Consider the following 26257-nt stretch of genomic DNA (forward strand, 5'->3'; position numbering starts at 1 on the left):
CGGGAATCCAGTACTTTAAAGCTTTTTTTAATAAAGCTCGATTTATCTCGCTTTATGCTGGATTCCCGCCTACGCGGGAATGACATCGGTATTATGCAACAAAACCACCTATTTTTATTTTAACCTATGAAAAAAATTATTTTATATATAACTGCCCTAATATCACTTACTATACCTTTTATAACTAGAGCAGATTGCTTTTTAGTTAAAGAAAATGACAAATTTATTAAAGAGGATGGTGATTGCAAATCACGCTACGCCCCATGTTCCACATTTAAAATTGTCTTAAGCTTGATGGGTTACGATGATGGTTTTTAATTGATGAAACTCATCCGGAGTTACCTTTTAAAGAGAGATATGACGATTATCTTGAAGTTTGGAAGCAGTCGCATACGCCTAAAGACTGGATAAAAAACAGCTGTCTTTGGTATTCACGTCTTATTACTAAAGAATTAGGTTATGAAAAATTCCGTGATTATGTAACAAAATTTGATTATGGTAATCGTGATATTTCAGGAGATAAAGGAAAGAATAACAGTTTAACTAATTCATGGCTTTTTAGTTCTTTAGAAATTTCACCGGAAGAACAAATAGCTTTTCTTCAAAAACTTACGGAGAATAAATTGCCGGTAAGTGTTAAAGCCCAAGAAATGACTAAAAATATTATGTTTATTGAAGATTTTGCAGATGGGTGGAAGCTCTACGGCAAAACAGGTAGTGGAAATCGCCTTAATGAAGATAGAACTGTAAAGCTCAAAGATCGCCAAATAGGTTGGTTACAAAAAAATGACAGAAAAATTTTCTTTGTACGTTTTATTGAAGATAAAAAACACCATGACTCTTATGCAAGTCTACGTTCTAAAGAAGCAGCAAAAGAAAAGCTAAAAGAATTGATAAATAAAGAATTGAAATAAATTTCAATTTTTATTTTCGAGGAACAACCAATAGTGAATTTGCTATTGGTTGTTGATTAAAAAGCAAGAATCTAAGTTATCTATACAGGAGTACCTTCGTCTTCATAGGATACTCCGGTTATATCTACCGTAGTATGATCATTATGCTCTGTGCTGTTGTTAAGTAGAGGAGCGCTATGCTCTTCAGTATCGTTAGCAGCAAGTTTATTTTCAGCAGCTCTTTCAGCTTCAATTTCATCAATATATTGTTTTAATTTAGCTTTTTTTGCGTTTTTACTTCTAACGCAATACCAAGTTACTCCTGCACTTATTGCAACAACTATGGAGGCAGCTACAGCTGTACCAATGCCTATATATGTAGCTAAGGAATTATCGTTACCACTCTCATCAAACATATTTTCTTGAGGGTTATAAGTTGAATTGAAAGCAGTATTAGTAAGGTTTGCTACGGTGTTATTAATTAAATTTATTCTCTTTTCAGTCCAACTTTCAGTGTTATCGGAAAAGATTGATTCAGAAATTTCAGCAGTAGAATTTGTTATTGTATTATTAACTGCATTAGTCGCCATTTCAGATAAATATTCTGTTACGGACTCTGTCCATCCCTCGGTTGTGTTAATATCACTTGCTTGAGTAGTGGCAGATAATGAACTAATTGCGGTTTCAGTCAAATTTTTGATATCATCCGAAAAGGTTAATTCAGAAATTTTATCAGTAGCACTTGCTATTGTGCTATTAATTGTATTATTTGCTATTTCTTTCCAGCTTTCAGTATTATTGGGAGAGGTTAATATATCATGTATTGTATCATATAGATTTTGTAATGTATTTCCTTTAAATACCTCAAATATTTCACACCTATTATAATTTAGAGTCAGATAGTCTTCTATAGTATTATTTCTTGCTATATCAAGTATATACTCGGTAGTAGGATGCGGAATTTTAACCATTGTAAGATTTGAATAAACCCTATAAAAATCTTCTTTACATGCTTCAATTGTAGAATTATCAAATAGAAAAGAGAATTTTTCGTATTTTGTTAATATATAATCATTTATATCATTTCCACTAATAGTTGACATAATAATAGCTTGAGTATCACTTAATGCTTCTTTTATCGTGAAATTTCCTTGAAATATCAAATCTGCAGGATTTTTATTTAATAAAGTGATTCCTAAATGCCTAGCACTTAGATCATTATTCACTCTTGTCACATATTTTTCAGTAGTTTCGGTTATAAGATACTCTAGTGAGCCTAGGTAATATAGTATATTTTTTACCTCCCATTGTTGTTAGCCCATCGAAGCGTGCTCTGGTAGCTGTTAGTAAGTGTAATAGATAGTAATTCATTTTGCTGTTCCTTTGGATTTTTAAAATTGAAAGGCATAATAAGCAGCATTTATTTGAGAGTCAAGAAATTATTAATAAAATTAATAATTAAGATATAGTTGTTGTAATTAGGTAAAATTATATGAACTTCAATATTTCTTGAAGTATCTAAAGAAATGTTATAAAGTCAAAAAGTTCATAAAAATTTGAGGATATTATGCAAGTAGTAAAAGCTTTAGAACAAATTTTAGCAGATAGTTATGCTTTATATTTTAAAACACAGAATTATCACTGGAATGTAGAAGGAGCAGAGTTTAGAAGTCTACATTTATTATTTGAAGGACAATATAAAGATTTAGCTGAAAGCTTAGATGAACTTGCTGAAAGAGTGAGAAGTTTAGGCGCTAAAGTTCCCGCATTACCAAATTTAATAAAGCTTGCATCTATAGATGAGGCAAATCCAAACGTAACAGCAAACGAAATGCTTAAAAGTCTAACAAAAGATCAAGATATTATTAGAGATACATTATATAAGGGACTCAAAGTAGCACAAGCAGAGGGCGATGAGGGGACAGCCGATATGATTATTGGACGGATTAAAGTACATGAAAAAAACAGATGGATGCTGAAGAGTAGTATACTCTAATCGTCATTGCGAGCGACTGCAAGAAGCGTGGCAATTTCATGAAGCAGTATTAGGATTGCTGAGATTGCCGCGTCGATGCTACGCATATCCTCGCAATAACGTTGATACTTATAATAACAAAACCAACAAAATAAAAATAAAATGGAACAATACGATGTAGCCGTTATAGGCGGTGGTCCTGGTGGGTATGTTACGGCAATTAGAGCAGCACAATTAAAGAAAAAAGTTGTATTAATAGAAAAAGAACATTTAGGAGGGGTGTGCCTTAATTGGGGATGTATACCGACTAAATCCCTGCTTAAATCCGCTGAGGTTTTTGAATATATAAAACATGCTAAAGATTATGGAATTGATGCTAAAGGTGCTGAAATCAATATTAAGAAAATAGTTGAACGTTCAAGAGAAATTTCAGGCAAGCTAGCGAGCGGGGTTAAATTGTTACTTAAGAAAAATAAAGTTACCGTGATAGACGGAGTAGCAAGCCTTGCAGGAAATAAGGTAATAAATATAAATGATAACCTTAAGGTAAAAGCAGATAATATTATTATAGCTACCGGAGCAAGGTCTAGAGTGTTAAAAGGTTTTGAGCCTGACGGTAAACAAATATGGACTTCAAAAGAAGCTATGATACCGCAGCATGTGCCAAAATCTATGATTATTGTCGGCTCAGGTGCAATAGGTATAGAATTCGCTTCATTTTATAATAGTATTGGTGTGGATGTTACCGTAATTGAGGCGCATAATAGAATATTACCTGCTGAAGATATGGAAATTGCCGGAATCGCTCATAAGAATTTTGAGAAAAAGGGAATAAAAATTATTACAAATGCTAAATTAATTAAGCAAACAAAATCAAAGGGCAGCATAGAAGTTGAGCTAGAGTTAGCGGGTAAGACACAAAAATTACAAGCTGAAATCTTGCTTATGGCAGTAGGTATTACGGCAAATACTGAAAATTTAGGACTAGAGAAAACCAAAGTTAAAGTAGAAAACAGCTATATAACTACTAATAGATTAATGCAAACTGCGGAGTCAGGAGTTTATGCTATAGGCGATGTGGCAGGAGTGCCTTGTTTAGCTCATAAAGCAAGCCATGAAGGTATTATTGCAGCGGAAAGCATAGCGGGCTTAAAACCCCATGCTATTAACAAACACAACATTCCAGGCTGCACTTATTCCTCACCGCAAATAGCAAGCGTTGGACTTACGGAAGAAGCAGCGAAAGCTTTAGGTTATGAATTAAAAATAGGTAGGTTCCCTTTTATAGCTAATGGCAAAGCTTTAGTAAGTGGTGATAGCGACGGCTTAATTAAAACTATATTTGATGCTAAGACGGGTGAGTTGCTCGGTGCTCATATGATAGGTTCGGAAGTTACGGAATTAATACAAGGATATGTGATTTCAAAAAATTTAGAAGGAACAGAGTTGGATTTAATTAATACTATCTTCCCACATCCGACTTTATCGGAAATGATGCACGAGACAGTACTCGCTGCTTATGATAGGGCAATACATGTATGAACAAAGATAATTTAATCGAGAATTATGCAGTGGCGTTATTTAATAACGCTATGGTTGATAATATACAAGATAAAATCTTTGAAGAAATTACCGCTATAAATCGTATAATTACCGATAATTTTGATATTAGAGAGTTCCTATTTTCTCCTATAGTAAATAAGAACGATAAAATTAATGTGGTTAATTCGTTAGTAAAACATACTAAATTTAACAAAATAGTGAATAATTTTTTATTGTTATTGGTAAAAAATTCTCGTACTGCTATTTTATCTAATATAGTAGATGCTTATAATACTTTACTATATGAAAGTAAAAACATAAAGATAGTTCAGGTTATTTCTGCAAATAAGTTACAACCTAAAGAGCAAGAGTGGATTAAATCTCGTATAGAAAAAGAATTAAATCAAAAAACAGAAATATTATTTGATATTGATAGTACTATTATCGGCGGCATTATAATTAAATATGATAGTATGTTGCAAGATTACTCGACTAAGGGTAGTTTAGATAAAATAGCTAAGAGTTTGAAGAAAGTCAGGATTGCTGCATAGGATCGATGTCATTCCTGCGAAAGCAGGAATCCAGCATAAAGCGAGATAACCCCCGCTTTTAGTTTCAAAAATTTGCTGTATTTATACTTTTTTTCATGGATTCCTGCTTTCGCAGGAATGACATCGATCCTTAAACTAACACCTATGCGGGAGTAACGTACAAATATTAGTAGGAGACATAAAACCCATGAAACTAAAGCCTATTGAAGTAGCTGAAATATTACAAAAGGAAATAGCTAATATTAATTGCTTGAGTGAGCTTGAGGAAGTAGGGCAGGTAATTTCGGTCGGTGACGGTATAGCCAAAATTTACGGTCTTGCTAATGTAAAATCCGGTGAGGTAGTAGAATTTAAATCCGGTGTTAAGGGCCTTGTTTTAAATTTGGAGAATGATAGCGTCGGTGCTGTAATTATGGGCGACGATAATCAAGTACAGCAAGGCGATAATGTCAAAAGAACTAAAGAAGTTTTAGAAGTACCGATAGGAAAAGCTTTGCTTGGTCGTGTTGTTGATGCTCTTGGTAACCCTATTGACGGCAAAGGCGATATTGCAAGTAAAGAGTACAGACATATCGAGATGAAGGCTCCGGGAATAATAGAAAGAACGAGTGTAAGCGAACCTGTACAAACCGGAATAAAGGCTATAGATTCGTTAATTCCGATAGGTAGAGGGCAAAGAGAGTTAATAATCGGTGATAGACAAACCGGAAAAACGGCGATAGCGGTTGATACTATTATTAATCAAAAACAAGCTCACTCACTTACTAATGAAAGCGATAAAATTTATTGTATTTATGTAGCTATTGGGCAGAAAAGATCAAGTGTTGCACAGATAGTAAAAAAACTAGAAGATGCTGGAGCAATGGACTATACAATCGTTGTTTCGGCTACTGCTTCGGAAGCTGCAGCTCTTCAATTCATTGCCCCTTATTCTGCCTGTAGTATGGGCGAATATTTTCGTGATAACGGTATGCACACACTTATTATTTATGATGATTTAAGTAAGCATGCCGTCGCATACAGACAAATCTCATTACTTCTTAGAAGACCTCCCGGGCGAGAAGCCTATCCTGGTGACGTATTTTATCTGCATTCAAGATTGCTTGAGCGTGCTGCTAAAATGTCAGAGGAAAAAGGTAGCGGCTCACTTACTGCTCTTCCTATAATCGAGACGCAGGCAGGTGATGTATCTGCGTATATCCCAACAAATGTTATCTCAATTACCGACGGTCAAATTTTCCTAGAAAGTGAGCTATTTTATAAGGGCGTAAGACCGGCTGTTAATGTCGGTATTTCAGTAAGCCGTGTTGGTTCTGCAGCACAAATAAAGGCTATGAAGCAGGTAGCAGGTTCGGTAAAGCTAGAACTTGCTCAATTTAGAGAACTTGAGTCTTTCTCGCAATTTGGATCAGATCTAGACCCTGCCACTAAAGCACAAATCGATCACGGTAAAAGATTAGTTGAGATATTAAAACAAGCACAATATCATCCCTTTCCGGTAGAAGAGCAAATAGTAAGTATTTATGTCGGAACTAAGAAATATTTAAATGATGTGCCGCTTCAGAAAGTAAAAGAATTTGAAGAAGCAATGCTTGCTGAAATAAGGTTAAATAAAAAAGATATTTTAGAATCAATAAAAAACGAGCAACGTATAACCGAAGAAACCGAGCAGAAACTAAAAGTATTTTTAGCGAAGTTTGTTCAGGAATTTGTTAAATAATATGATGTTGTTTTTGTGTGGATACTAAATCGTCATTGCGAGGAGCGAAGCGACGCGGCAATCTCGTCAAACATCCTGAGATTGCTGCGTCAAAATTTTCAATTTTTCCTCGCAATGACGGGAACGCACGAGAATGACATAAAAACCAAAAAACTATATGTCAAATTTAAAGCAATTAAGAACTAGAATTAAAAGCGTTAAATCTACACAAAAGATTACTAAAGCAATGCAACTAGTATCAGCTTCTAAAATGGCAAAAATAAAAAGCCAAATAGCCAATTCAAATTTTTATATTGAGGCTATTAGTAAAATGATGACCGATATATTATCAATTGATATGTATGAGTTATCTATAGAAGAGCAGAAATTTTTTAATACTATACCGAATAAAGCAAATTTATTGATAGTTATGACATCACAGCGTGGTTTATGCGGAACGTTTAATTACAGTATAATTAAGCAAGTTAAGAATGATATTAAAGAGTTAGAAAATAAAGGCGAACAAATAAAGCTTATCATTATAGGAAAAAAAGGTTATGAAGCACTAAAAAGGCAATATGCAAATTATATTGATAGTTATTTTGAGTTACCCAAAATTCATGATGAAAATCTGATGCTGCAAGTAAAGCAAAAAATCATGTCAGCGGTAAAAAATCTAGAAGTTAGTAATTGTGTTATATATTTTAATAAATTTAAAAACGCAATGACTCAAATGATGACTAGACAAGAGATTTTACCGATAGAAAAATATCATGATGATTCTGCAGATAATTCTATAGTCAATTCAGTTGGATTTGGATACAAGGAGCAAGGAGCGAAGCCTATAAATAATAGGAGAGCGACGAGTGACACAGTAGGCAAGTCCAAATCAATTGACTATAATTATGAGCATGAGGGAGAGAATCTAATTTCTAACTTAATTAATTTATATGTGAATTCCCAAATAAATTATGCTTTACTACAAAATAGAGCAAGTGAAGAGGGAGCTAGAATGACCGCTATGGAAAATGCAACAAATAATGCTAATGATTTAATAAGTAAATTAGTTTTAAAGTTGAATAGATCAAGACAGGCTATTATTACTACGGAGTTGATAGAGATTATAGCAGGCTCTGAAGCTCTGTAGTTATCGTCATTGCGAGGAGCGAAGCGACGTGGCAATCTCGTCAAATCTCTTGAGATTGCTTCGTTGAAACTTGCAGTTTCTTCTCGCAATGACGTTTTTTATAAGAACATTATCTTAACAGAAAAATTATGACAAAAAATATCGGTAAAATTACTCAGATTATTTCAGCGGTGGTGGATGTAAAATTTGCGAATAACGGCAAATTACCGGAAATTCTAAACGCCCTTGAGTGCTATAACGATAAACAAAGGATAGTGCTGGAAGTAGCACAGCATATAGGCGATGATACGGTGCGTTGTATTGCTATGGATTCTACTGAAGGATTAGTGCGGGGTGTAGAAGTAATAGATACAGGTAGTCCTATTCGTATTCCTGTAGGTACTGAGACGCTTGGGCGTATTATGAATGTTGTAGGTGAGCCGATTGACGGTAAAGGAGACATTAAAAGCTCAAATATTTCTTCTATATATAAGTCTGCTCCTGATTTTACCAATCAGTCAACCGAGCGTAATATATTAGTAACCGGTATTAAAGTTGTTGATTTACTTGCTCCTTATACTAAAGGCGGTAAAATAGGACTATTCGGTGGTGCAGGTGTAGGTAAAACCGTGCTTATAATGGAGCTTATTAATAATGTAGCTAAGGCCCATGGCGGTTATACCGTATTTGCAGGAGTCGGTGAGAGAACTAGAGAGGGTAATGATCTTTACCATGAAATGATTGACTCCGGTGTGATTGACCTTGAGAAACCGGAAAATTCAAAAGTAGCTCTTGTTTATGGACAAATGAATGAGCCGCCAGGAGCAAGGGCAAGAGTTGCATTAAGCGGTCTGACCATTGCGGAAAGTTTTAGAGATATGAATGAGGGGCAAGATGTTTTATTCTTTGTAGATAATATTTTCCGTTTTACTCAAGCAGGTTCTGAAGTATCGGCGTTGCTTGGTAGGATTCCGTCAGCGGTAGGGTATCAGCCTACTCTTGCGACCGATATGGGAGAACTACAAGAGCGTATCACTTCTACTAAGAACGGCTCAATAACTTCCGTGCAGGCTATATATGTACCGGCAGATGATTTAACCGATCCTGCTCCTGCTACTTCTTTCGCACATTTAGATGCTACAACAGTACTTAGCCGTCAGATAGCCGAACTTGGGATTTATCCGGCAGTTGACCCGTTAGATAGTAATTCTCAGGTACTTGATCCGATGATTGTCGGTGAAGAGCATTATAGCGTAGCAAGGCAAGTGCAGCAGGTTTTACAAACTTATAAATCGTTGCAGGATATCATCGCTATTTTAGGTATGGATGAGCTATCCGAAGAAGATAAACTAACCGTGTCGCGTGCTAGAAAAATACAGCGTTTCTTATCACAGCCTTTCCATGTCGCTGAAGTATTTACCGGAGCTGAAGGCAAATTTGTTAATTTAGCCGATACTATAGCAGGCTTTAAAGGGCTTGTAGAGGGTAAATACGATGATTTACCAGAAGCTGCTTTTTATATGGTCGGAACTATGGACGAGGCTATAGAGAAGGCGAAAACTCTGAAGTAGCCTCTATGTCACTCCTGCGAAAGTGTGTGGGCGTCAACTTAAGAGTTTATGTTATTCCTGCGAAAGCAGGAATCCATAAAAATTTTTAATTACTAGATTCCTGCTTTCGCAGGAATGACATAAAAGTATGAACGAAACAATTCTAGTTAAAATAATTACTCCTTTGAGTATTGCATTTGAAAAGCAAGCTAAAATGGTAACAATGCCGGGTGAGGAGGGTATGTTTGGAGTGCTGCCGAGTCACGTTCCGATGATTGTTAGTTTAAAAGCCGGTCTAGTACAGGTTTATATAGATGATATACACAACCCACAAATTACTTATCTTATTTCCGGCGGTGTAACCGAAGTAACGGGAAGTTATGTTAATATAGCAACGGAAACTGCTATTAACGTTACAAATTTAAATGAAGCAGAAATAGCAACTAAGCTTCTAGAACTTCAAAAACCTTTATCAGAACAACATTAATTTGTTTTAAAAATCTACGTTTTGGGATAAGGTTATTTTATAGTTTTTATGTCATTCCCGCGAAAGCGGGAATCCATCATAAAGCGAGATAAATCGAGCTTTCAACAATGTTTAAAGTACTGGATTCCCGCTTTCGCGGGAATGACATAGCTGACAATGTCACTAACATAACGAATATCAAACGAGGAACGTATGCAAAAAGTGCATAATTCAGAATATCTTAAAGAACTATCAATTGATAATACTTCCTACAAAATTTACGATATAAATAAAGCGGCAAGCGATATCGAACTTCCCTTAAAAAAGCTTCCATATAGTTTAAGAGTGTTATTTGAGAATGTATTACGTTCTAATGGTTCAAAGCAAAACTTACTTGTATTTAAAGAATGGCTAAAAACTAAAAAATCTGATGCGGAAATAGATTTTATGCCGGCAAGAGTTTTGATGCAGGATTTTACCGGTGTGCCTGCTATTGTGGACTTGGCTGCTATGCGTGATGCGATGAAGAAAATAGGAGGCGATCCGTTAAAAATTAATCCGTTTATTCCTGCTGATTTGGTAATAGACCATTCCGTAAGCGTTGATTCTTATGCAGCTAAAGACTCATTCGATAAAAACGTGCAAATGGAAATGAAACGCAATATTGAGCGTTATCAGTTTCTTAAATGGGGGCAGCAGGCATTTAATAATTTTAAAGTAGTGCCGCCTGGTACGGGTATTTGTCATCAGGTAAATTTAGAATATTTAGCAAAAGTCGTGCGGCATAAAGACGGACTTGCTTACCCTGATAGTTTAGTTGGAACTGATAGCCATACAACCATGGTAAATGGATTATCGGTGCTTGGTTGGGGAGTTGGCGGAATAGAAGCAGAAGCTGCAATGCTTGGACAACCTCTTACTATGATTCTACCGGAAGTAATTGGGATAAAACTAACAGGAAAATTAACAGGCATAGCTACAGCAACCGATTTAGTTTTAACCGTTACCGAGATGCTACGGAAAAAGAAAGTAGTAGGCAAATTTGTTGAGTTTTTCGGCGAGGGGCTAAAAAATCTAACGATTGCCGATCGTGCTACCATTTCTAATATGTCGCCTGAATACGGTGCTACTTGTGGCTTTTTCCCGATTGACCAAGAAGCTATAAAATATTTAGAGCTAACAGGTAGAGAAAAAACGCAAATCAAATTAGTAGAAAAATACGCAAACAAGCAGAATCTTTGGTATGATTTCGAGCATGAGGCAGAATATACCGAAATTTTAGAGCTAGATTTATCTATGGTACATAGCTCGCTTGCCGGGCCAAGACGCCCGCAAGATAGGGTAGATTTAAACGATGTAGCAAGTAGTTTTAAACATGAATTACCGAATTTCGGTATAGAAAATAAAGACATTGATAAAAAATATGCCGTAGCAAATCAGAATTACGAAATCGGTAACGGCGATGTGGTAATTGCAGCAATTACTAGCTGTACTAATACTTCTAATCCTAGCGTGATGATTGGTGCAGCACTTCTTGCTAAAAAAGCACTAGAACAAGGATTAAAGGTAAAGCCTTGGGTTAAAACTTCTCTTGCCCCGGGTTCAAAAGTCGTAACGGAATATTTGAAGCTTAGCGGTCTTGATAAATATTTAGATGAATTAGGGTTTAATCTAGTAGGTTACGGCTGCACTACTTGTATCGGTAATTCCGGTCCTTTAAATCCGGAAATAGAGGAAACTATTAACAAAAACGGGCTAGTTGTTGCTTCTGTTTTATCTGGTAATAGGAATTTTGAAGGGCGAATTAATCCACTTACTAAAGCAAGCTATCTCGGCTCGCCTATTTTAGTCGTAGCATATGCACTTAGCGGCACTCTTAATATAGATTTAAATAATCAGCCGATAGAAAAAAATATTTATTTAAAAGATATTTGGCCAAGCAAAGAAGAGATAGATGAAGTTATTACAAATTCAATTAATTCCTCTATGTTTATAGAAAAATATTCCGATATATTTACCGGAACAAAAGAGTGGAAAGATTTACAGATTACTAATAGCTCTACTTATAGCTGGAATAAGAATAGTACCTATATTAATAATCCACCTTATTTTGAGGATATAGGCAGCAAGAACAGTATAAAAGATATAAAATCTGCAAAAATTCTAGCAATTTTCGGTGATTCTATTACTACCGATCATATTTCGCCTGCAGGTAGTATTAGTAAAACCAGCCCTGCTGCTAAATATTTAACGGACCATCATATAGAGCCTCTAGATTTCAACTCTTACGGATCACGTAGAGGGAATCATGAAGTGATGATGCGTGGCACATTTGCTAATATCCGTATAAAAAACGAAATGTGTAAGGGAGTAGAGGGCGGCTTTACTATAAACCAATTAAGTAGCACGCAGCAAACTATTTACGATGCGGCTATGGACTATAAAGCTAATGATGTACCTGTGGTGATTTTTGCCGGTAAAGAATATGGTAGCGGTTCGTCTAGAGATTGGGCGGCAAAAGGTCCGCAACGGCTTGGAGTAAAGGCAGTGATTGCCGAGAGCTTTGAGCGAATACATCGTTCAAATTTGGTTGGTATGGGTATTTTACCGCTAACTTTTACCGGCAATAATACAAGATTAGATTTAAAGTTAGACGGTTCGGAAACTATTGATATTATAGGCTTAAGTGAACAAATAAAGCCTTATAATCCTGTTAAATGCGTGATAAAAAAACAAACCGGTGAAGCAAGAACGATCGATTTAATATTGCAAATATTTACAGATAATGAGATAAATTATATAAAGCACGGCAGTATTATGCATTTTGTGGTAGAGAGTTTGAAGTGATGTCATTCCCGCGTAGACGGGAATCCAGAAAAAAGCGAAATTATTTGAGCTTTTAATTTAAAAAATTTAGTATGCTTATACTTTATTAATGACTGGATTCCCGCCTATACGGGAATGACATAAGAGCTGCACGGGCAAAGCTCCGCCTATGCGGGAATGACATAAAGGGCTGTCGGAATAAAGAGGTAAATAAAAATATGGACAAGAATCTTAAAGAATATACCGAGAGCGGTAAGAAAAACTTAATTGTAGTATATATATTATATTTATGCGGGGTAGTAGCGCCGATATTACCATTAATTGGAGTATTTTTTGCATATCTTAATAAAGATAAAGGTGATAATTTTGCTACCAGTCATTACGTGTTTTTATTCCGTACTTTTTGCCTTGGGGTACTTGGGTGGATTGTATGTTTCATATTTACGTTTATCATTATTGGAGTAGTACTATACTTTGCACTTGCTGTTTGGTATGTACTTCGTGTTGCCATCGGTTTTAAATATATTATAGAGGATCAAGCTTATCCGAACCCTATGACTTATTGGATTAAATAAGATGATAAAACTGAACGTAGACGGCTCTGAAATAGAAGTACCAGAAGGTAGCACCGTTTATCAAGCTTGCACACAAGCAGGCAAAGAAATCCCGCATTTTTGTTATCATGAGCGTCTAAAAATCGCCGGTAATTGCCGTATGTGTTTGGTTGAAATGGAAAAATCACCAAAGCCTATAGCTTCTTGTGCAATGCCGGTAAGTAACGGTATGGTTATTCACACTGATACGCCTATGGTAAAAAAAGCACGTGAAGGAGTGATGGAGTTTTTACTTATTAACCATCCTCTAGATTGTCCTATTTGTGACCAAGGCGGTGAGTGTGATTTGCAGGATCAGGCTTTTAGATACGGCAAAGGTACTAATAGATTTCATGAAAATAAGAGACCTATTAAAGATAAATATATGGGACCGCTGATTAAAACAGCGATGACTAGATGTATACAATGTACAAGATGTATTAGATTTGCAAATGATATAGCCGGAATAGAAGAAATGGGAGCTATCCATCGAGGTGAGCATATGGAGGTAACTTCATATTTAGAGCAAACGCTCGATTCTGAAATTTCCGGTAATATGATAGATATTTGTCCGGTCGGTGCTTTAAATTCCAAACCTTATGCTTTTAAAGCTCGTAAATGGGAACTAAAACATACCGCTAGTATTGGTGTGCATGATGCGGAAGGCTCTAATATTCGTATAGATAGTAGAGGCGATGAGGTAATGAGAATATTACCTCGTGTTAATGAAGAAATAAATGAGAAATGGCTTTCTGATAAAAATCGTTTTAGTTATGACGGTTTGAAATATCAACGCTTAGATCTCCCTTATATCAGAAAAAACGGTAAGTTAGTAGAGGCTAGTTGGAGCGAAGCTTTAAAGATGATAGCAGATAAAATTAAATCCGTAAAACCAGAGAAAATTGCTGCTATTGCTGGCTCTCTTGCATCTGTTGAAGCAATGTTCATGCTAAAAACATTATTGCAAAAGTTTGGTTCTAATAATTATAGCGTTAATCAGTTTGATTATAAATTTGATACCACGCAGCGAGGAAACTACTTATTTAATACAACTATTGCTGGTGTAGAAAAGGCTGATTCATGTTTACTAATCGGAGCAAATCCAAGGCAGATAGCTCCGGTATTAAATAGCCGAATAGGGCAAAGAGTGCGTGCAGGCTCATTAAAAGTGGCAAGAATAGGTGAAGGACACAACAACCAAACTTATAGAATTCAGGATTTAGGAAATGATATTAAGATTATTGAAGAGCTAGCTATTGGTACTCATGAGTTTACGAAAGCCTTAAAAGCAGCAAAATATCCGATGATTATAGTAGGTGACGGCGTATATGGACGAGATGACGGATATGCTATATTGTCGCTTATTCATAAGATGGCGGCTGAATATAATATTATGCGTGATGACTTTCAAGGCTTTAATATATTGCATAATCACGCTTCTATAGTCGGCGGTCTTGACATAGGTTTTAATACTCCTATTAAACTTGAAGAGTTAGAACTCGCTTACCTACTTGGAGCCGATGAACTCCCATTTGATAAGCTAAAATCGGCTTTTATAATATATCAAGGACATCATGGGGATGCAGGTGCTGCGAATGCTGATGTAATTTTACCTGCGGCAGCTTATACCGAGCAGTGCGGAATTTACGTAAATTTAGAAGGAAGACCTCAAATAGCGGAAAAAGCAGTATCGCCTGTAGGAACAGCTAAAGAAGATATAGAAATTATTAAAGAGCTTGCCGGTTATCTGAAAATAGATATCGGAATGAGTGATTTACAAGAAGTAAGAGCCAAACTTGCTAAAGAATATAAGATATTTGCTAATATTGATAAAATTGTAGAGAGTAAATTTGCTAAATTTAGCTCTAAAGATAAGTTATCAAAAGAGCCTATAACTACAGGACCTATTAATTATTATATGACTGATGTAATTAGTAAAAACTCGGTCACTATGGCCAAGTGTGTAGAGGCTAAGGAAAAGAGAAATGGGAGGGCGGTATGAAGAGTCGTCATTACAAGCAAACGCAAAGAGCATGGATACCTAAACCGTCATTGCGAGAAGAATTACATAGTAATTCGACGAAGCAATCTCGTGCCAAAGTCCTGAGATTGCCGCGTCGATGCTTCGCATCTCCTCGCAATGACTGTTGTATGACAATTAAATAACATTATGACAGAACTCTTTTTTGAATATATTTTTCCGTTAATTATCATCGCTCTAAAGGTGGTGGCGATCACTATACCTTTAATTTTATGCGTTGCGTATTTAACATATGCAGAACGTCGTGTTATTGGATTAATGCAGCTTCGACAAGGACCTAATGTCGTTGGACCATTCGGGCTTTTGCAACCTATTGCTGATGCGGTTAAGCTCTTATTCAAAGAGCCGATTATTCCAACTCACGCCGATAAAATATTATTTATTTTAGCACCGATGATAACTTTTATATTAAGTTTAATCGGCTGGGCAGTTATACCTTTTGCAAAGGACGTAGTTCTCGCAGATATTAATGTCGGTGTTTTATATATCCTTGCTATATCTTCTTTAAGCGTTTATGGCATTATTGTTGCCGGTTGGGCTAGTAACTCAAAATACGCATTCCTTGGAGCTATACGTTCATCTGCCCAAATGATTTCTTATGAAGTATCGATGGGACTAGTTATTATTACCGTGTTACTTACTACCGGTACTCTCAATTTAAGTGGGATTATTGAAGCACAAAGAACTCTGCCGTGGTGGATTGATTTAATGCTACTACCTATGGGCGTCGTGTTTTTTATCTCGGTGCTTGCCGAAACAAATAGATTACCTTTTGATTTACCCGAAGCAGAATCGGAATTAGTAGCCGGCTATAATGTTGAATACTCCTCTATGGGATTTGCTTTATTTTTTTTAGGTGAATATGCTAATATGATACTCGTTAGTGCAATGACTACGACTTTCTTTTTAGGAGGTTATCTGCCGCCCTTTAATATATCGTGGTTAGATTGTATTCCGGGGTTCTTTTGGTTTGTATTTAAGGTCGGATTCTTATTGTTCTGCTTTTTATGGATTAGAGCAACCTTGCCGAGATATCGTTATGACCAACTAATGCGTTTGGGGTGGAAAGTATTTTTACCTCTAACTTTATTTTGGGTGGTATTAGTCTCTAGTGTGCTTGTTTATACTGATAATTTGCCGAGTGTTTAGATATCACTGTCATTCCTGCGAAAGCAGGAATCCAGCAAAACATATAAAAACAAGTTTTTATATGTCGATTTTGTTAAATATATAATTTTTGCACCGCCACTATATGTTATTTTTGCGGATTCCCGCCCACGCAGGAATGACATAGAAGCTGTAATAATGCCATCGATCTTTAATATATAACTTTTATGATAAACTATTTAAAATCATTTTTTCTATATGAGATAATAAAGGGGATGGCTTTGACTTTAAAGTATTTCTTTAAGCCCAAAGTTACGATAAATTATCCTTATGAAAAAAGCCCTGTTAGCCCTAGATTTAAGGGCGAGCATGCACTTAGACGTTATGAAAACGGGGAAGAGCGTTGTATTGCTTGTAAGCTCTGTGAGGCTATTTGCCCTGCTCAGGCTATAGTTATCGAGGCTGACGAGCGAGATGACGGCAGTAGGCGTACAACACGTTATGATATAGACATGACAAAGTGCATTTATTGCGGATTGTGCCAAGAAGCTTGCCCTGTAGATGCGATAGTTGAAGGACCTAATTTCGAGTTTGCAAGCTTAACCCATACCGCACTTATTTATGATAAAGAAAGATTACTGCAAAATGGCGATAGATGGGAGCAGGCACTAGCTAGTAAATTACATAAGGATTATGAGTATAGGTAATATACTCGTTTAATTTGAAAAATTGGCTACGTTGTTTTTCATTTTTAATCCTCACGTAGGTTTACTACGCTACGGTTAAAAATATCAAAACACCTTGCTCTTTTCCAAATTAGACTTCGTCTATCTACTTTTCATTTATTAGGAATATAATATGCAAAATGAACCTATAAAAAAGAAATTACAGAAAGTGCCTATAGAGTAAAAGTTTATTGTACCTATAATTCCGAGCCACCGACTAGCGTTACTATAGATGTAATAAAATCACTTAACTCTGATAATCATTATTTATCTAGGTTTTGGAATGGTATAAAAAACATATCTCACGCTATAACTAGTAGTCCATATACAGTAGAATATAAGCATTTTGCGACAATGCTCTCAGTAATTTCTGATTTTAAGACTGCAGCAACACCTAAGAACAACTCTTTAACATATTCTTGGGACATTATTGCATATTGTAGATATTTAGATATGAATCCATCTAAAGCTATAGAAACTTTTCATAATACATTTCCGTCATGTACAGAAATAAAAGTCGAGCCTCCCATTTTTCTTACTTCTTTAGATGAATATAATCCGATAAATGATTTCGCTCAAAACGGTATAACACTTTCAGGAGTGCTTAATCATACTTCTAATAATGAGGAAGGATTGCCTAATGTATAATCTACACAAGCGTTACTATATCTTTAACCGGCACAACGGTTATATTGCTTCCTAATTGATATCTTTTTTTACCTGGATATATAACGAATAATTCATTCAATTTTAAATAGTCTATGGCTTTATACATCGAAGAAGTAAGAGTAGGAGCGTCGCTAAATTTAAACTCAAAACCCAGCTTTAGACTCTTATGTCTTATAAATAAATCTAGCTCTCCTTCTTGATGTATCCCCCAGTAATAACAATCCTCGCTGCGTTTATTAAAAATGCGTATTATTTGCTCTAGAGCAAACCCTTCAAAGCTTGCTCCTAGTTTTGGGTGTCTTAATAATTGCTCAGGTGAATAAATATCAACTAAATGATGAAATATTCCTGAATCAGTAAAATATATTTTAGGCCGTTTTTTTTGGCGTTTAGAAATATTTTCAAACCAAGGATATAATTGACACACCATAAAAGTACCGGATAAAATATCTAGATAATTTTTTATAGTATGATCGCTTATTGCTAAAGATTTTCCAATTTCAGAAGCATTAAAAATATTCCCGTGATAATGAGCAAGCATCGTCCAAAAACGACGTAATGTGCTAGGCGGAATAGAGAAACCAAGATTTGGAATATCACGTTCTAAAAAAAGTCCTAATATATTGCTCTAACCAGTCAAAACCTGTTTCAGGATAAAGATAACAGTTTGGAAATCCGCCGAATAGATGCAGTCTATCTATATTATCTACTTCTAACAAAGAAAAAGGATGCACTTCTATATAAGATATTCTGCCTGCAAGTGTTTCTGACGATTGTCTAATTAAATCTCTTGAGGCATTACCGAGTATTAAAAAACGCTGCTCTGTATCTTTATCGGCTAGAACCCGCAAAGTAGGAAATAAATCAGGTAACCTTTGAATTTCATCAATAATAATTAAGTCCTTTTTACCCTCGAGTGCAATATAAGGATTTTCTAAGGCAGCTAAATCTCTTATATCTTCTAAATCAAAAAAATGTACTTTTCTTTGTCCCTCCGCAAATTGACGTGCTAAAGTAGTTTTGCCGCATTGTCTTGGTCCTAAAAGAGCTACAATTTTATGACTTAAAAATTGTGCTGTTATCTTTTCTAAATAATGAGGGCGTTTAATAATTGCTTTCATAAATCACAATTTTTAACTTTAAAAAGATTATATCATGAAATCTCGAACTTTGCATTCGAAATTTCATATATTATATATCCAGCTGTAATGTCTGTGCAGATTTTATGGAATTTTCTAGGTGAGAGGATAGAAAAACAATACCTCCGTTATTTGCTTTCATAACAATTAAATTATTTAGCAGATCTCTATTTTCTTTGCTTAAATTAGTTTCAACTTCATCAAGTAGCCATAAGTCAGATTGGCAGGCAATAAGTCTTGCTGCGGCTACGACTTTCTGCACTCCGCTAGATAAACTATAGCATTTTTCATCTAATAAATCTTGTAATTTAAAGTAATGAATAGCAGCGTATAGGGTTTCAGCGGAATTATAAATTTCCGACCAAAATTTTAGATTCTCAAAAACAGTCATTTCAAGTTTTAGCCCTAAATTATGACCGATATAAGTGCAGTAAGGTTTAAGAGTGTTATTAATATTATTATTTTTATAGTAAATATTACCGCTACTTGGTTGCATAACCCCTGCCATCATTCTCAGTAATGAGCTTTTACCGCAACCGTTGGCTCCTTTTATATAGATGATAGAAGAAGGAAGAAAAGTAATATTTAGATCAAATAAATTTCTTTGTTCTATGTTAAATTGTAATTGATGAAGTGATAGCATTTTCTTTTGTCATGTTTTCCCGTCATTGTTCGGATACTGAAGATCGTCATTGCGAGCAGCCGTAGGCTGCGTGGCAATCTCATGAAATAATAACTAACTTCTGAGATTGCTTCGTCAATTACTTCGTAATTTCCTCGCAATGACGATTATTATATAGGTTATCAAAATTTTACTAGCAAATTCTCCACTGATAAGCTAAATACATTTAAAATAGAACTCGGCATTAGCCCAAAGTAAATAATTAGTAGTATTAAAGGGGCTATTGAGATTATTTCATATTTATATAAATCTCTGAAATGCATAATTTCTTTATTGGTAATCTCACCGAGCATTACTTCTTTGTATAATTTTAACATGTATACAGCTCCAAGAATTATACCAAGAGCCGCTATAAAGGTTGCTGCTACATTCACCTTATAAATCCCAAGCAGGCTTAAAAACTCTCCGATAAATCCGCTAGTACCGGGAAGACCGACAGAGCCAAGCATTGCAATCATAAAAAATGTGGCAAGCACAGGCATTTTACTTGCAACACCACCATATTTAGCTATTTCTTTGGTGTTCAATCTTTCATATAAAGTACCGACTATTAAGAATAGGCATGAGGAAATCACGCCGTGGCTAAGCATCTGAAATATTGCTCCGCTAACTCCGGCTTCGGTAAAGCTAAAAATACCTATTGTAACATATCCCATATGTGCAATAGATGAATAGGCTATCATCTTCTTCATATCTTTTTGAGCAAGAGCAACAAGGGACGCATATATTATTGCAATAACGCTAAGGTAAATTACGTAAATTGCAAATTCTTGTGATGCATTAGGAAATAACGGTAGTAATACTCTTAAAAAGCCGTAACCGCCGAGCTTTAGCAGAATACCGGCAAGAATAACCGAGCCGCTAGTTGGAGCTTGTACGTGTGCATCAGGTAGCCAAGTATGAAACGGAATCATGGGGATTTTAACGGCAAAAGCAATAAAGATAGCCCACCATAAAATTTGCTGAACAAATAATGGAATATTACCGGTAAGTTCAGAAATATAAGTTAAATCAAAACTATGAATTTTGTTATAAATATAAATTAATGAAAGTAGGAAAAATACCGAGCCGAAGAAAGTATATAAGAAGAATTTAAGAGCTGCATATATTCTATTTTCACCGCCCCAGACGCCGATAATAATATACATCGGCACTAATATTGCTTCAAAAAAGAGATAGAATAATAATAAATTTACCGAAGTAAAAGCTCCTATACAAAAAGATTCCATTAATAAAAAGCATACCAAATATTCTTTAATATATTTTTTAACGGTAAATAAGCTTCCGATTATACAAATAAGAGTAAGAAAAGAAGTTAGAGTCACAAAAAATATCGATATACCGTCAACACCAACATGAAATTCAAGCCCGATTTTATCAAGCCAATCGTAGCGTTCAACAAATTGATAAGCGGGGTTTGAAGAGTCAAACTCTATTAAAATATAGATAGTTGAGCTGAATGTTAAAACAGAACTAAGTACTGCAACATACATTACATATATTGCTTTATTTGCCTTTTTACTTTGACTAATAAACAGCAAAATATATAGCACGCTTATTAGCGGCAGGAAAATACTGATAGATATAATAGGTAATTCTAACATGCTATTTTAAGATTTTATAAGTTTTTTTAGTAGTATATTACTACTCGATGTCATTCCTGCGGAAGCAGGAATCCATCGTAAAACTAGCTTTTCAAATAAAGTTTTAAAGTACTGGATTCCCGCCTACGCGGGAATGACATATACCACCACGCCTACGCGGGAATGACATCAGTGTTCTTAAAAACCTCTCCAAACGAAAACGCTAATTACCGCAACAATAAACGATACCATATACAAAGCATAATTAAAAACATATCCTGTTTGTGTTTTACCGACAAGAACGCTAAAGCAATTGACGACTCGTGAAAAACCGTTTGGTCCAAAACGATCGATTATTTTCTGATCGCCAAGATAAAATAATGAAGCTAAACAGTTAATAGGTTTCACAATTAAGAAATTATATATTTCGTCAAAGTAATATTTGTTTTTTATTATATTAGACAGGAATGTCATCCCGTGGCTTTTAGTGGATTCCTGCTTCCGCAGGAATGACATAGAAGAAGGCTGAGATGACAGAAAGCCTTTATATACACAAACGCCGCTAACAATCCCAGCTATGCCAACTGCCATAGGTAGTAGCTTAATATATAAAGGCGGGTGGCTAATTAGTAGTTTATAAATATGTAAATTAAATAGACTTTCATGGAAATAGCCGTTTGGTTTATCCATAGAAAGTAAATAATAGCCGATCATACCGCTAAAAAAGCTCCCAGTGACAAGCAATATAAGGGAGTTATTCATTATTTTAGCCGGTTCATGGGCATGCTCAAAAACCTCTTTTTCTAGCCTAGTTTTACCATGAAATACCAACATAATAATTTTCATTGAATAAATAGCAGTAAGTATTGCTGCCACTATCCCAAAAATGAACATAAATGAGCCGCTACTATAAACTGCTTCTAAAATCGAATCTTTAGAGTAAAACCCTGCCAAAGGATAAATACCTATCAATGCAAGTGAACCGATTAAGAAATTTCCGTAAGTTACCGGCATTTTATTTCTTAAATCACCCATTTTAAAAATATCCTGCTCATGAGCTGCATGTATTACATTGCCGGCTGATAAGAATAATAAGGCTTTAAAAAAGGCATGAGTTACTAAGTGAAATATCCCGCTATTATAGGCAGATACCCCGCAAGCCATAAACATATAACCAAGCTGACTACAGGTAGAGTAAGCAATAATCTTTTTGATATCGCTTTGCATAACAGCAATGCTTGCGGCAAAAAGACAAGTAACACCGCCGATTATTGTAATAAACTGTAGAACTAAAGGGCTATATTCAAACAAATATGAGCAGCGTGTTACTAAGAATACTCCTGCCGTTACCATGGTTGCTGCATGAATAAGTGCGGATACCGGAGTCGGTCCTTCCATCGCATTAGGCAGCCATATATGTAAACCGATCTGTGCAGATTTACCCATACAGCCGATGAATAATAACAAGCAAATAACATCTAGAATAGAAAATTGTAAAAATATTTTTGTATTAGATAATAACTCTGCAGATGAAAACACACCTTTGTAATTTGCCGAACCACAATAAACAATAATCGTTATTATACCTAAGATAAAAGCAAAATCGCTGGCTCTATTAGTTATAAAAGCTTTAATCGCTGCTTTATTGGCGGATTCTTTTGAATACCAAAAACCAATTAGTAAATATGAACAAACCCCGACGCCCTCCCAGCCGAAAAATAATTGTAAGAAATTATCAGCTGATACTAGCATTAACATAAAAAAAGTGAATAAAGAAAGAAAAGACAAGAAGCGTACAATCCCTTTATCCTCCGCCATATAGCCAAGCGAGTAAATATGCACGACGCTTGACACCCATGTTACGGCTATAAACATTATGCTAGTGAGCTGATCGATATAAATCGACCAATTTACTTTAAAATTTCCAACCTCAATCCATGGTAATAATTTAATATGGATTATATTCCCGTCTAGACCCGCATCACAAAATATTATTAATGAGAATAAGGTAGATAAAGATAAGAAGCCGGTTGCAATTATTTGAGCTAATTTTTTATCTATTATCTTTACGAATAACGCGTTTATTACGCTAGATGCAAGCGGTAACATGATAATCATTATGGCAAGATTTTGATACATCTTATCCTCTCATCTGATTAATGTCAGTGATTTCAATTGAGCCTTTATTACGGAAATATATTAGTAATATCGCAAGCCCTATTGAGGTTTCGGAAGCTGCTACGGTTAAGATTATAATACTAAAAATTTGTCCTGATAATTCTTGCATATATATGGAAAATGCAACAAAATTTATGTTAACTGCAAGCAGCATTAACTCAATGGACATTAATATATTGATAATATTTTTGCGATGCATAAATAATCCAAACATCCCAATAGTAAAAACCAAGCTGCTTAAGATTAAATAATGATTAAGCGAAATATATTCATTCATATTTAATATTCTCGACACCTTTATTTAGAGTAGGCTTTGTCATCAATACAACATTACTTTTATTATGGGAGAGTTGCTTTGTAATATCTTGATATTTTACTCCTTCACGCTTCTTTAGCGTTAATGTAATACATGCAATCATAGCGACAAATAAAATAAGCCCCGCCATTTGAAACGGTAGCATAAAATCGGTGTAAAGCACCTTACCTATTGCTTTAGTATTTGAGATATCATTTGTTATGGCAAACGTTACATCCGAGCTGAAATTAATATTTTTAGAGCCAAGTAAAATAATTGTTACTAAATCAGCAAACATTATTAGAGCTATAAAAATACTTAAAGCAAGATTTTCTTTTAACTGTGTTATTGTCTTATTAAAATGTATATCTAGCATCATTATCACAAATAAGAATAATACTGCTACAGCTCCAACATAAATCACTATCAGCATCATAGCTAAAAATTCTGCTCCAAGCAAAATCATAAGTCCTGCACCGTTGATAAATGCAAAAATTAACCATAATACCGAATATACGGAATTTTTGCTTAAAACAACGCATAAGCTGCTGATAGTTATTAATGTTGCAAATAAATAAAAAAATATGAACATGAGTTATTATGCTTTAGAATTTCCTCGCCATTGCGAGGAAATTACGTAGTAATTGACGAAGCAATCCCAAGAGTTTGTTATTATTTCATGAGATTGCCACTCTCCTTTCAGTCGCTCGCAATGACGAAATATATATTACACCAACAATGCGTTAGAAGAAAATTTCTCGATCATTGGAGTAAATAAGCTTCCTAGTTCTTTGCGTATTTCTTCCTTGTTTTCTACTTTTTGACCTTCTTTACTTAAAGTTAGCTCGCCTTTTTCTACATGACCAAGTACAGCCTCAATGATTGCTTTTTTATCATGTTTACCGTCCATATATCTAAGTGCAAACTTCTCAAAGAAATTAACGCCGATCGGTTCATGTTTTAAATTTGTAACCCACATAGAAGGTGTATGGGTTGCTTGATGTATCACCATTTTTGTTGTTTTAGGCTTATCAAGCTCAGGGTTATTTCGATGCTTCTGATTTGTAATACTAATATAACCTTGTAGTACTAGCTTCATTGCAATATTTAAAAGCTCAGCTTTAATTTCGTTTAATTTAGTACTATGTAGCTTTTTATTGGCTTCAGAGGTTATTTTCTCAAAGCTTAACGGATTATTTAGATTCTCGCTGAAAGTGTATAAAATAGCTTTCATGTAAGGCGAACTAGTTGTTAAATTAGAATCTTTATTACCGTTTAAGAAGAATTTTAAGGCTTCGAAAGCATTATTAAGATCTACTTCTTTCATCGGCTTTTCAGGCGCTATATTAAAGATCATATTAAATTTCATTATATCATCATTATTAATATTTCTATTAATTTTCACATCACTATGACATAGTAAAGTGGTTCTAAAACGACGATTCGTAATGAAATCCATATATTGCTCAGTTCTAACTATATCGTTCACTGCTTTTAACTGCTCTACTACTTTTGGAGGCATATTACCAAGATACATAGTCGAAAGATTACAATCGGCTAAATATTGTAAATTGTGTTTTCTTGCTTCATTCATAAATTCATGGAAGTAGAATTGAGCATTTTCTTCTTCTAGATGATCATGACGTAAATAATGATCGGCTTGTTTAGCAAGTAGTCCCGCTTCGGTTTTTAATACTTCTGCATAAGGGGTTTTAGAATTTTCTAAGCTATCCTTAACAAATTCTAGTAACAATCTAGATTGAGCTATTCTATCACGGACATTTGCAAATAAGCTAGAATGATACATCATCATATCTCTAATAGTACGCACCATATTCCAGCCAGGGAGGGTATTATAGCTAATATATGCTATTCCGTTTAGACTAAGATTTTTATTACAAACTTCAAAAATTTTATCTCTAACGGTTTTTGGTACCCAAGAAATTACGCCATGGCAAATTATATAATCAAACTTACCGAAAGAATCATCAATATCGGTTATCGAACAATGATGGAACTCTATATTTTTTAATCCTAGTTCTTTAACATTTTTATTTGCTTCGTCAATTTGTACCTTAGACAAATCAACCCCAACAAAATGAGCTTTTGGATAAAGAACTGCATGTGGTATTAAATTACCCCCTGCTGCACAACCAAGCTCTAATATTTTTGCATTCTCGACTTCAGGAGCATTCACGCCGAAAAGAGTTGCAAGCGTACTTAAGTGATAAGGATTTGTAAGAGCATATGGATAGCTTTCATACGGCACTTCATCATAAGTGTTATGATTTGAAACCGCACCATTTAGAACAGGTTTGGTAGTTTTTGCTGTCTTATCATGACCGTTAGGGGTAGAAGAAGAGTTAGTAGCTTTTGAGGTCATATTTTTTCCTTATATAGTTGATTTTATTATATGAAGCAGATTTCGTATTGTTATCCTGTGGCTGTTATGTTATTCCTGCGGAAGCAGGAATCCAAAAAAAAAGCATAAATACGGCAAATTTTTGAAATTAAAAGCTCGATTTATCTCGCTTTATGATGGATTCCTGCTTTCGCAGGAATGACACCGAGCGTGTTTTGCGAGCTATACAACAAGGCCAGCTTGGGATGACATTAT

24 protein-coding genes are annotated in these 26257 nt (G+C 35.0%); 15 read left to right on the forward strand and 9 right to left on the reverse strand.

What is annotated here, in order from left to right:
- Nucleotides 1-126: 126 nt before the first annotated feature.
- Both AC0ODJ_RS02195 and AC0ODJ_RS02200 read left to right on the forward strand, forming a co-directional pair.
- Nucleotides 127-318, forward strand: coding sequence for a hypothetical protein (locus AC0ODJ_RS02195; protein WP_256621314.1), 192 nt, complete (start codon nucleotides 127-129; stop codon nucleotides 316-318).
- Complete coding sequence (locus AC0ODJ_RS02200; protein WP_371920410.1) at nucleotides 318-914, forward strand: penicillin-binding transpeptidase domain-containing protein; 597 nt, start codon at nucleotides 318-320, stop codon at nucleotides 912-914. The genes AC0ODJ_RS02195 and AC0ODJ_RS02200 overlap by 1 nt, the downstream gene beginning before the upstream one ends.
- Nucleotides 915-994: 80 nt before the next feature.
- Here AC0ODJ_RS02200 and AC0ODJ_RS02205 read toward each other — a convergent pair whose 3' ends face one another.
- Complete coding sequence (locus AC0ODJ_RS02205; protein ID WP_256621312.1) at nucleotides 995-2119, reverse strand: hypothetical protein; 1125 nt, start codon at nucleotides 2117-2119, stop codon at nucleotides 995-997.
- Nucleotides 2120-2460: 341 nt separating this feature from the next.
- Between AC0ODJ_RS02205 and AC0ODJ_RS02210 the strand changes: the two genes are divergently transcribed.
- From AC0ODJ_RS02210 to AC0ODJ_RS02270, 13 genes are all read left to right on the forward strand, one after another.
- On the forward strand, nucleotides 2461-2889 hold the full coding sequence (locus tag AC0ODJ_RS02210) for a Dps family protein (protein WP_474464859.1): 429 nt from the start codon (nucleotides 2461-2463) through the stop codon (nucleotides 2887-2889).
- Between the two features lie 141 nt (nucleotides 2890-3030).
- Nucleotides 3031-4410 (forward strand): dihydrolipoyl dehydrogenase, encoded by a 1380-nt coding sequence (gene lpdA / locus AC0ODJ_RS02215; RefSeq protein ID WP_218460564.1) that lies wholly within the window; start codon nucleotides 3031-3033, stop codon nucleotides 4408-4410.
- Complete coding sequence (atpH, locus tag AC0ODJ_RS02220; RefSeq protein WP_218460563.1) at nucleotides 4407-4961, forward strand: ATP synthase F1 subunit delta; 555 nt, start codon at nucleotides 4407-4409, stop codon at nucleotides 4959-4961. Before lpdA ends, atpH begins: the two co-directional genes overlap by 4 nt.
- 187 nt (nucleotides 4962-5148) lie before the next feature.
- On the forward strand, nucleotides 5149-6681 hold the full coding sequence (atpA, locus tag AC0ODJ_RS02225; protein WP_218460562.1) for a F0F1 ATP synthase subunit alpha: 1533 nt from the start codon (nucleotides 5149-5151) through the stop codon (nucleotides 6679-6681).
- Nucleotides 6682-6838: 157 nt separating this feature from the next.
- Nucleotides 6839-7807 carry an ATP synthase F1 subunit gamma gene (gene atpG / locus AC0ODJ_RS02230; protein ID WP_218460561.1) on the forward strand — a complete coding sequence of 323 codons (969 nt, stop codon included), beginning with the start codon at nucleotides 6839-6841 and terminating at the stop codon, nucleotides 7805-7807.
- Between the two features lie 128 nt (nucleotides 7808-7935).
- Nucleotides 7936-9357 (forward strand): F0F1 ATP synthase subunit beta, encoded by a 1422-nt coding sequence (gene atpD / locus AC0ODJ_RS02235; RefSeq protein WP_218460560.1) that lies wholly within the window; start codon nucleotides 7936-7938, stop codon nucleotides 9355-9357.
- 127 nt (nucleotides 9358-9484) lie between these two features.
- Nucleotides 9485-9823 (forward strand): F0F1 ATP synthase subunit epsilon, encoded by a 339-nt coding sequence (locus tag AC0ODJ_RS02240; protein ID WP_218460559.1) that lies wholly within the window; start codon nucleotides 9485-9487, stop codon nucleotides 9821-9823.
- 192 nt (nucleotides 9824-10015) lie between these two features.
- Entirely contained in the window at nucleotides 10016-12649 is a 2634-nt protein-coding gene (acnA, locus tag AC0ODJ_RS02245; protein ID WP_474464862.1) for an aconitate hydratase AcnA, read from the forward strand.
- Between the two features lie 197 nt (nucleotides 12650-12846).
- Nucleotides 12847-13203 carry a DUF4870 family protein gene (locus AC0ODJ_RS02250; protein ID WP_218460557.1) on the forward strand — a complete coding sequence of 119 codons (357 nt, stop codon included), beginning with the start codon at nucleotides 12847-12849 and terminating at the stop codon, nucleotides 13201-13203.
- A gap of 1 nt (nucleotide 13204) precedes the next feature.
- Nucleotides 13205-15223, forward strand: a complete 2019-nt coding sequence (gene nuoG, locus AC0ODJ_RS02255) for an NADH-quinone oxidoreductase subunit NuoG (protein ID WP_474464864.1) — start codon at nucleotides 13205-13207, stop codon at nucleotides 15221-15223.
- Between the two features lie 168 nt (nucleotides 15224-15391).
- Entirely contained in the window at nucleotides 15392-16411 is a 1020-nt protein-coding gene (nuoH, locus tag AC0ODJ_RS02260) for an NADH-quinone oxidoreductase subunit NuoH (RefSeq protein WP_474464865.1), read from the forward strand.
- Nucleotides 16412-16596: 185 nt separating this feature from the next.
- On the forward strand, nucleotides 16597-17076 hold the full coding sequence (gene nuoI / locus AC0ODJ_RS02265; protein WP_218460554.1) for an NADH-quinone oxidoreductase subunit NuoI: 480 nt from the start codon (nucleotides 16597-16599) through the stop codon (nucleotides 17074-17076).
- A 372-nt stretch (nucleotides 17077-17448) separates the two neighbouring features.
- The gene (locus AC0ODJ_RS02270; RefSeq protein WP_474464867.1) at nucleotides 17449-17742 is read left to right on the forward strand and encodes a hypothetical protein; all 294 of its coding nucleotides are present in this window, start codon (nucleotides 17449-17451) and stop codon (nucleotides 17740-17742) included.
- Between the two features lies 1 nt (nucleotide 17743).
- Here the strand turns inward: AC0ODJ_RS02270 and AC0ODJ_RS02275 are convergent, their stop codons facing one another.
- From AC0ODJ_RS02275 to AC0ODJ_RS02310, 8 genes are all read right to left on the reverse strand, one after another.
- Nucleotides 17744-18385, reverse strand: a complete 642-nt coding sequence (locus AC0ODJ_RS02275; protein ID WP_474465660.1) for an ATP-binding protein — start codon at nucleotides 18383-18385, stop codon at nucleotides 17744-17746.
- Nucleotides 18360-18884: an ATP-binding protein gene (locus AC0ODJ_RS02280; RefSeq protein WP_474464869.1), complete on the reverse strand. Its 525-nt coding sequence runs from the start codon at nucleotides 18882-18884 to the stop codon at nucleotides 18360-18362. Before AC0ODJ_RS02280 ends, AC0ODJ_RS02275 begins: the two co-directional genes overlap by 26 nt.
- A gap of 70 nt (nucleotides 18885-18954) precedes the next feature.
- Nucleotides 18955-19545 (reverse strand): heme ABC exporter ATP-binding protein CcmA, encoded by a 591-nt coding sequence (ccmA, locus tag AC0ODJ_RS02285; RefSeq protein ID WP_218460552.1) that lies wholly within the window; start codon nucleotides 19543-19545, stop codon nucleotides 18955-18957.
- Nucleotides 19546-19706: 161 nt separating this feature from the next.
- Nucleotides 19707-21188 carry an NADH-quinone oxidoreductase subunit M gene (locus AC0ODJ_RS02290; protein WP_218460551.1) on the reverse strand — a complete coding sequence of 494 codons (1482 nt, stop codon included), beginning with the start codon at nucleotides 21186-21188 and terminating at the stop codon, nucleotides 19707-19709.
- A gap of 177 nt (nucleotides 21189-21365) precedes the next feature.
- A complete protein-coding gene (gene nuoL, locus AC0ODJ_RS02295) occupies nucleotides 21366-23276 on the reverse strand; it encodes an NADH-quinone oxidoreductase subunit L (protein ID WP_474465664.1) in 1911 nt (636 codons plus the stop codon).
- A gap of 31 nt (nucleotides 23277-23307) precedes the next feature.
- A complete protein-coding gene (gene nuoK, locus AC0ODJ_RS02300; RefSeq protein WP_218460549.1) occupies nucleotides 23308-23622 on the reverse strand; it encodes an NADH-quinone oxidoreductase subunit NuoK in 315 nt (104 codons plus the stop codon).
- A complete protein-coding gene (locus tag AC0ODJ_RS02305) occupies nucleotides 23615-24232 on the reverse strand; it encodes an NADH-quinone oxidoreductase subunit J (RefSeq protein WP_474464871.1) in 618 nt (205 codons plus the stop codon). The genes nuoK and AC0ODJ_RS02305 overlap by 8 nt, the downstream gene beginning before the upstream one ends.
- A gap of 135 nt (nucleotides 24233-24367) precedes the next feature.
- Nucleotides 24368-26023, reverse strand: a complete 1656-nt coding sequence (locus AC0ODJ_RS02310) for a methyltransferase regulatory domain-containing protein (protein ID WP_218460547.1) — start codon at nucleotides 26021-26023, stop codon at nucleotides 24368-24370.
- Nucleotides 26024-26257 lie beyond the last annotated feature (234 nt).

Source organism: Rickettsia senegalensis, from assembly GCF_056135685.1.